General features: G+C 71.5%; 6 protein-coding genes and 1 pseudogene. 2 read left to right on the top strand and 5 right to left on the bottom strand.

The features are described from left to right. The 4 genes and pseudogenes from AC2W7G_RS06175 to AC2W7G_RS06160 all read right to left on the bottom strand — a co-directional run. Window positions 1–304 (bottom strand): DegV family protein (locus AC2W7G_RS06175; protein ID WP_485867659.1); only part of this gene is annotated, 304 nt, incomplete at its 3' end. Further along, window positions 304–3072: a leucine--tRNA ligase gene (leuS, locus tag AC2W7G_RS06170; protein ID WP_485867658.1), complete on the bottom strand. Its 2769-nt coding sequence runs from the start codon at window positions 3070–3072 to the stop codon at window positions 304–306. The genes AC2W7G_RS06175 and leuS, both read right to left, overlap by 1 nt. Before the next feature lie 10 nt (window positions 3073–3082). After that, on the bottom strand, window positions 3083–3361 hold the full coding sequence (locus AC2W7G_RS06165) for a hypothetical protein (protein ID WP_485867657.1): 279 nt from the start codon (window positions 3359–3361) through the stop codon (window positions 3083–3085). 9 nt (window positions 3362–3370) lie between these two features. Next, a pseudogene (locus AC2W7G_RS06160) lies at window positions 3371–4978 on the bottom strand (sodium:solute symporter family protein); the annotation flags it as partial. Here AC2W7G_RS06160 and AC2W7G_RS06155 point away from each other — a divergent pair. After that, window positions 4944–5645 carry a hypothetical protein gene (locus AC2W7G_RS06155; RefSeq protein ID WP_485867660.1) on the top strand — a complete coding sequence of 234 codons (702 nt, stop codon included), beginning with the start codon at window positions 4944–4946 and terminating at the stop codon, window positions 5643–5645. The pseudogene AC2W7G_RS06160 and the gene AC2W7G_RS06155 overlap by 35 nt on opposite strands. A 79-nt stretch (window positions 5646–5724) precedes the next feature. Here AC2W7G_RS06155 and ndk read toward each other — a convergent pair whose 3' ends face one another. Beyond that, window positions 5725–6132, bottom strand: coding sequence for a nucleoside-diphosphate kinase (gene ndk / locus AC2W7G_RS06150; RefSeq protein WP_485867656.1), 408 nt, complete (start codon window positions 6130–6132; stop codon window positions 5725–5727). Window positions 6133–6170: 38 nt separating this feature from the next. On the opposite strand from ndk, the gene AC2W7G_RS06145 reads away from it, so the two are divergent. Continuing rightward, on the top strand, window positions 6171–7234 hold a 1064-nt coding region (locus AC2W7G_RS06145), incomplete at its 3' end, for an alpha-amylase family glycosyl hydrolase (RefSeq protein WP_485867655.1).

The raw sequence follows: 7234 nt of genomic DNA, 5'->3' as shown, positions 1-7234 counted from the left end.
AGGCCAGCGCCGCGGCCTCGTCGGGTGCCGGACACCCGCCGCTCAGGTGCACCGAGACCACCTCGTCGGCCCCGGCTTCGGCCGCCTCGGCGTACACCTCCGCGAAGCGCTCGGGGCTCGGTCGCGAGGTGCTCACGGGCACGCCGTGGCGCAGCGCGTCGGCCACGACCCGCGACGAGACCTCGCCGTCGCGGTGCGTCTCGGCGCCCACCACGACGTGCAGCGGCACGACGGTCGCCCCGGCCAGCTCGACCAGGCCACCGGGGAGGGTGGCCGTGGAGTCGGTGACGAGGGCGACGACCATCAGACGACCACGTTGACCAGCTTGGGCGCCCGCACCACGACCTTGCGCACGTCACGGCCGTCGATGGCCCGCTGCACGTTCGGGTCGGCCAGGGCCAGCTGCGTCAGCTCGTCCTCGGACGACGACGGGGCGACCTCGAGCTTGGCCCGCACCTTGCCCTGCACCTGCACGACGCAGGTGACGGTCTCCTCGACGACCAGCGACGGGTCGTACGCCGGGTACGGCACGTGCGCGAGCGACCCCTCGTGGCCCAGGCGCGCCCACAGCTCCTCGGCCACGTGCGGCGCCAGCGGGGCCAGCATGAGCACGAGCGGCTCGATCGCGTCGCGCGACCGGACGCCCTCGCGGGTCAGGTGGTTGGTCAGCTCGATGAGCTTGGCCACCGCGGTGTTGAAGCGCATCGCGTCCATGTCGGCGCGGACGCCCTCGATGGTGCGGTGCAGCGTGCTGAGCGTCGCCGCGTCGGCCGGCTCGTCGGTGACCAGCGTCGCGCCGGTCTCCTCGTCGACGGCCAGGCGCCACACGCGCTGCAGGAAGCGCTGGGAGCCGACGACGGCCCGGGTCTCCCACGGCCGCGAGACGTCCAGCGGGCCCATGCTCATCTCGTAGACGCGGAAGGTGTCGGCGCCGTACGCGTCGTACATGTCGTCGGGCGTGACGACGTTCTTGAGGCTCTTGCCCATCTTCCCGTACTCGCGGTGGACCGGCTGGTCACCCAGGAAGTACGCGCCGTCGCGCTCCTCGACCTGGTCGGCCAGGACGTACGCGCCGCGGTCGTCGGTGTAGGCGTAGGCCTGGATGTAGCCCTGGTTGAACAGGCGGTGGAACGGCTCCTCGCTGCTGACGTGGCCCAGGTCGAACAGCACCTTGTGCCAGAAGCGGGCGTACAGCAGGTGCAGCACCGCGTGCTCGACGCCGCCCACGTACAGGTCGACGCCGCCGGTCTCGCCCTCGCCGCGCGGGCCGAGCCAGTAGGCCTCGTTGGCCGGGTCGGTGACGACGTCGGGGTTGGTCGGGTCGGTGTAGCGCAGCTCGTACCAGCTCGAGCCGGCCCAGTTGGGCATCGTGTTGGTCTCGCGGCGGTACCGCTTCGGGCCGTCGCCGAGGTCGAGCTCGACGTGGACCCACTCCTCGACCCGGCCCAGCGGCGGCTCGGGCTCGCTGGTGACGTCGTCGGGCTCGAACGTGCGCGGGCTGTAGTCGGGCACCTCGGGCAGGTCGACGGGCAGCATCGACTCGGGCAGCGCGATGGGCCGGTCGTCCTCGTCGTAGACGATCGGGAACGGCTCGCCCCAGTAGCGCTGGCGGCTGAACAGCCAGTCGCGCAGGCGGTAGGTGGTGGTGCCGGTGCCGTGGCCGCTCTGCTCCAGCCAGGCGATGATGCGCTCCTTGGCCTCCGCGACGCCCAGCCCGTCCAGGCTCACCTCGGCGTTGCTGCTGGCCACGGCGACGCCGTCGCCGGTGAACGGCAGGTCGCCCTCGCCGTCGACGACGCGCGGGGTGGGCAGGTCGAAGGCGGTGGCGAACTCGAAGTCGCGGGCGTCGTGCGCCGGGACGGCCATGATGGCGCCCGTGCCGTAGCCGGTCAGGACGTAGTCGGCGACGAACACCGGAACGGCCTCGCCGTTGACCGGGTTGGTCGCGTACGCGCCGGTGAACACGCCGGTCTTCTCGCGGTCCTCCTGGCGCTCGGCGTCGGTCTTGGCCGCGGCGGCCGCGCGGTAGGCCGAGACCGCCTCGGCGGGGGTGGACGCGCCGCCGGTCCAGACGTCCTTCGTGCCCGCGGGCCAGGCGTCGGCGGTGATGCGCTCGACCAGGTCGTGCTCGGGCGCCAGGACGACGTAGGTGGCGCCGAACAGCGTGTCCGGACGCGTGGTGAACACCTCGACGGAGTCGCCGGTGGCCGGCAGGTCGAAGCGCACCCGGGCGCCGTGCGAGCGGCCGATCCAGTTGCGCTGCATGATCTTGACCGGCTCGGGCCAGTCGACGCGCTCGAGGTCGTCGACCAGGCGGTCGGCGTAGGCGGTGATGCGCATGTTCCACTGCTTGAGGTTGCGCTTGAACACCGGGAAGTTGCCGCGCTCGGAGCGGCCCTCGGCGGTGACCTCCTCGTTGGCCAGCACCGTGCCCAGGCCCGGGCACCAGTTGACCGGCGAGTCGCTGACGTACGCCAGGCGGTGCTCGTCGATGACCTTGGGGTCGTCGGTGCCCAGCTTCTCCACCAGCTCGGAGATCGGACGCGCCTTGCCCTGCTCGGGGTCGTACCAGGAGTTGAAGATCTGCAGGAAGATCCACTGGGTCCAGCGCACGAACTCGGGGTCGATCGTCGCGAACGAGCGGCGGTCGTCGTGGCCCAGACCCAGCCGGCGCAGCTGGCGGCGCATGTTGGCGATGTTCTCCAGCGTCGTCTCGCGCGGGTGGCGGCCGGTCTGGACGGCGTACTGCTCGGCGGGCAGGCCGAAGGCGTCGTAGCCGAGCGCGTGGAGCACGTTGTGGCCGGTCATGCGGCGGTAGCGCCCGACGACGTCCGTGGCGATGTAGCCCAGCGGGTGGCCGACGTGCAGGCCCGCCCCCGAGGGGTACGGGAACATGTCCATGATGAAGAACTTGCCCGCGGGGAAGCGCTCGTCGCTCACGTCGCCGGCGAGGTCGCCCGCCGGGTTGGGCGCCCGGAACGTGCCGTCGGCGTCCCAGCGGTCCTGCCAGCGCGCCTCGATGTCGGCGGCGAGGGTGCTGTCGTAGCGGTAGGAGTTCTCCGGGGTGCTCACCGCCGGAACTTTACCGGTCGTCCGCGGGCCTCCCCGCCGCCTCCCGCTCCTCGTCGGTGAGCTCGCGCACGACGAGCGGACGCAGCCGGGCCCAGAGCCCGAACGCCACCGCGAAGGCCAGCAGGCCGAGCCCGGCCCACAGGTTCACGTTGAAGCCGTCAGCCTTGTCCAGCTCGGCGTCGCTGGTGTTCACCAGGCCGAGGATCGTGAGGATGACGCCGTAGGCGCCCATGAGCGCGGCGACGACGTAGCGGACGTCGAAGGCGCCGGCGGTCTTGGTCTGTGCCATGGCTGGCTCCTAGCGGAAGAGGATGTTGAGGACGATGACGATGACCAGGCCGATGCCCGCCAGCTTGACCGGCGACTGGTACCAGGCCAGGTCCTTCTCGTCGGGGTCGGCGAAGTCCTCCTTGGGCGTCAGCGAGTACACCAGCCCGCGCAGCTCGGACTCGGCCCGCGGCCGCGTGAACAGGGTGACGACGACGCTCACCGCGATGTCGACGACGAACGCCGCGCCGGCCGCGACGAAGCTCGCGCCCTGGCCCGACAGCGGCAGGACGCCGGTGCTGAGGCTGCCGAGCGTGCCCTCGCTCAGGATCGCGACGAGGACCGCGGCGAGCGTGCCCGACACCAGGCCGACCCAGCCGGCCGTCGGCGTCATGCGCTTCCAGAACATGCCCAGGATGAACGTGGCGAACAGCGGTGCGTTGAAGAAGCCGAACAGCGTCTGCAGGTAGTCCATGAGGTTGTCGTAGTTCGACGCGATGACGGCGGTGCCGATGGCCAGGACGGTCGCGCCGACGGTGGCCACGCGGCCGACGGTCAGGTAGTAGCCGTCCGAGCGGTCCTTCTTCACGTACTGCTGCCACAGGTCGTAGCTGAAGACGGTGTTGAACGCCGAGATGTTGGCCGCCATGCCGGCCATGAACGAGGCGAGCAGGCCGGCGATGGCGACGCCGAGCATGCCGTTGGGCAGCAGGTCGCGCATGAGCAGCAGGATGGCGTCGTTGTACGTCGCTCCCTCGGCGCCGCCCTCGTCGCCGCCCTTGAGCGCCGCGATCTCCGGGACGATGATCGCGGCGATCATGCCCGGGATGATGACGACGAACGGGATGAACATCTTCGGGAACGCGCCGATGATCGGGGCGCGCCGGGCGGCCGACGGCGAGTCCGACGCCATGGCGCGCTGCACCTCGACGAAGTTGGTCGTCCAGTAGCCGAACGAGAGCACGAAGCCCAGGCCGAACACGATGCCGATGACCGACAGCACGGGGTTGTCGATGCCGGTCAGGTCGGTGCCGGGCCACGACGAGAGCTGCTCGGGACCGGGCTGGATCTTCTCCTTGACGCCCTGCCAGCCGCCGACCTTGTGCAGCGCGACGATCGTCAGCGGCAGCAGCGCGGCGACGATGACGAAGAACTGCAGCACCTCGTTGTAGATCGCCGCCGACAGGCCGCCGAGCGTGATGTAGGACAGGACGACCACGGCCGCGACGATGAGCGAGACCCACAGCGGCCAGCCGAGCAGCCGCTCGACGATGGTGGCCAGCAGGAACAGGTTGATGCCGGCGATGAGCAGCTGCGCGAGCGCGAAGCTCAGCGCGTTCACCAGGTGTGCCCCGGTGCCGAAGCGCCGGCGCATGAACTCGGGCACCGAGCGCACGCCCGAGCCGTAGTAGAAGGGCATCATCACGATGCCGAGGAAGAGCATCGCGGGGACGGCGCCGATCCAGAAGTAGTGGAACGTCGCGGCGCCGTACTGGGCGCCGTTGGCCGACATGCCCATGACCTCGACGGCGCCGAGGTTGGCCGAGACGAAGGCCAGGCCGGTCACCCAGGCGGGCAGCGAGCGGCCCGACAGGAAGAAGTCGATGCTGGTCGACACCTGCCGCCGGGCGAGGACGCCGTCGCTGCCCGGGGTCGTCGTGCACCGCAGCACCGAGCTCAGCGAGCTGGACGTGCATCCCTCCCGGGAGCCGCGCCGGACCGCCGGTCGCAGCGTGGTCGACGCCGCGAGCTGGGCCCCGTCCGACGGCTTGGCCCGCATCGTCGTGCTGGCCGCGTTCCAGCAGCGCCTCGTCGGAGCGCGCCAGGTGCGGGAGGCGTTGACGCGTCGCGGACCGTGCCGGCGTCGGGCGCTGGTCGTGGAGTCCGTGCTCGACGCCGTGGGCGGGGTGCAGTCGCTGCCCGAGCGCGACCTGGGTCGGATCTGGCGAGCGACGGGTCTGCCGGCGATCGGACGCCAGCGGGCGGTGCGCGGACCGTCCGGGCGCTACTTCCTGGACGTGTGGTGCCCCGGGCTCGGCCTCGGCGTGGAGGTGCACGGCGTCCCGCACATGGCGGTCGCGCAGTGGGACGACGACCTGACGAGGGCCAACGAGATCGCGATCACCGGCGTCCGGCAGCTCGCGTTCTCGTCGTACGCCGTCCGCCGCCAGCCGCGCGTCGTCGCGGACCAGCTCGTCCGCATGGCCCAGGCGCTCGGCTGGCGGGGCTCGACGGATCTTGATGCGTTGCGGTCGCTGGAGCGACCCCGACGCATGAACGTCCGTCGCTCAGCGTCGGCACGATGATGCGTTCAGGCCGCGCCAGCAGCCCGAACGCATGAACGTGCGTCACCCGAGAGACGTCACCGAGGGGCGTAGGGACGGCTCAGAGGCCGGGGAACCACAGCGCGATCTCGCGCGCGGCCGACTCCTCGGAGTCCGAGGCGTGGACGAGGTTCTCGCGGTTCGACAGCGACAGGTCGCCGCGGATGGTGCCCGGGGCGGCGGCGCGACCGTCGGTGGCGCCGTTCAGCAGCCGGACGACCGAGATCGCCTCGTCGCCCTCCAGCACGAGCGCGACGAGCGGCCCGGACGTGGAGAACGCGCGCAGCGGCGGGTACCACGGCTGCTCGACGTGCTCGGCGTAGTGCGCGTCGGCCTGCTGCTCGTCGATCGTGCGCAGCTCCATCGCGACGACCGAGAGGCCCTTCGCCTCGTACCGGGACAGGATGGTGCCGACCAGACCGCGCTTGACGGCGTCCGGCTTGAGCAGGACGAGCGTGCGTTGTGACATGGACGAAACCTATCGTCCCGACCCCGAAGGAGCCGCTCATGCCCCGGTCCACCGAGACGCCCTGGTGGCGCGACGCCGTCATCTACCAGGTCTACCCGCGCTCGTGGGCGGACTCCGACGGCGACGGCATCGGTGACCTGCCCGGCATCACGGCCCGGCTCCCCCACCTGGCCGAGCTCGGCGTGGACGCGGTCTGGCTCTCGCCGTTCTACACGTCCCCGCAGAACGACGCGGGCTACGACGTCGCCGACTATCGCGACGTCGACCCGCTGTTCGGCACGCTGGGCGACTTCGACGCGCTCGTCGCCACCGCGCACGAGCTCGGGCTCAAGGTCGTCGTCGACGTCGTCCCGAACCACTCCTCCAGCGAGCACCCGTGGTTCCAGGCCGCGCTGGCCTCGCCGCCCGGCTCGCCCGAGCGGGCCCGCTACGTCTTCCGCGACGGGAAGGGCCCGGGCGGCGACGAGCCGCCCAACAACTGGCAGAGCACGTTCGGCGGCCCGGCCTGGACGCGCGTCACCGAGGCCGACGGCAGCAAGGGCCAGTGGTACCTGCACCTGTTCGACGCCACCCAGCCCGACTTCGACTGGACGAACCCCGAGGTGCGCAGCGAGCTCGAGGACGTGCTGCGGTTCTGGCTCGACCGCGGCGCCGACGGCTTCCGCATCGACGTGGCGCACGGCCTGGTCAAGGCCGACGGCCTGCCCGACGCCAACCCCGACTACGACCTGGCCAAGGACCCGACCAACTCCCAGCCGATGTGGGACCAGGAGGGCGTCCACGAGATCTACCGCTCCTGGCGCCGCATCGCCGACTCCTACGCCGTCCCCGGCGACCCGGACTCCGAGCGGCTGCTGTGCGCCGAGGCCTGGGTCGTCCCCGCCGAGAACCTGGTCAAGTACGTCCGTCCCGACGAGCTGCACCAGTCGTTCAACTTCGAGTACCTCATGACGCCGTGGCTGGCCGCCGAGCAGCGCCAGGCCATCGCGCAGGCGCTCGAGCACGCGGCGGCCGTGGGGCGGCGCCGCAGACCTGGGGTGCTGTCCAAACCACGACGTCGTGCGGGCACGCCTCGCGCCTGGGGCTACCCCGCAGGAGCCGG

This window comes from Aeromicrobium sp. PFPM2_SD2 (assembly GCF_057364525.1).
The sequence above is the reverse complement of the archived record's forward strand: the minus strand, read 5'-3'. Positions and strand labels throughout refer to the sequence as shown.

What these genes read in the sequence shown, in the direction of transcription:
- AC2W7G_RS06155 (WP_485867660.1), top strand. Translation starts at nt 4,944, where the DNA reads ATGCTGGTCGACACCTGCCGCCGGGCGAGGACGCCGTCGCTGCCCGGG.
- ndk (WP_485867656.1), bottom strand. Translation starts at nt 6,132, where the DNA reads ATGTCACAACGCACGCTCGTCCTGCTCAAGCCGGACGCCGTCAAGCGC.
- AC2W7G_RS06165 (WP_485867657.1), bottom strand. Translation starts at nt 3,361, where the DNA reads ATGGCACAGACCAAGACCGCCGGCGCCTTCGACGTCCGCTACGTCGTC.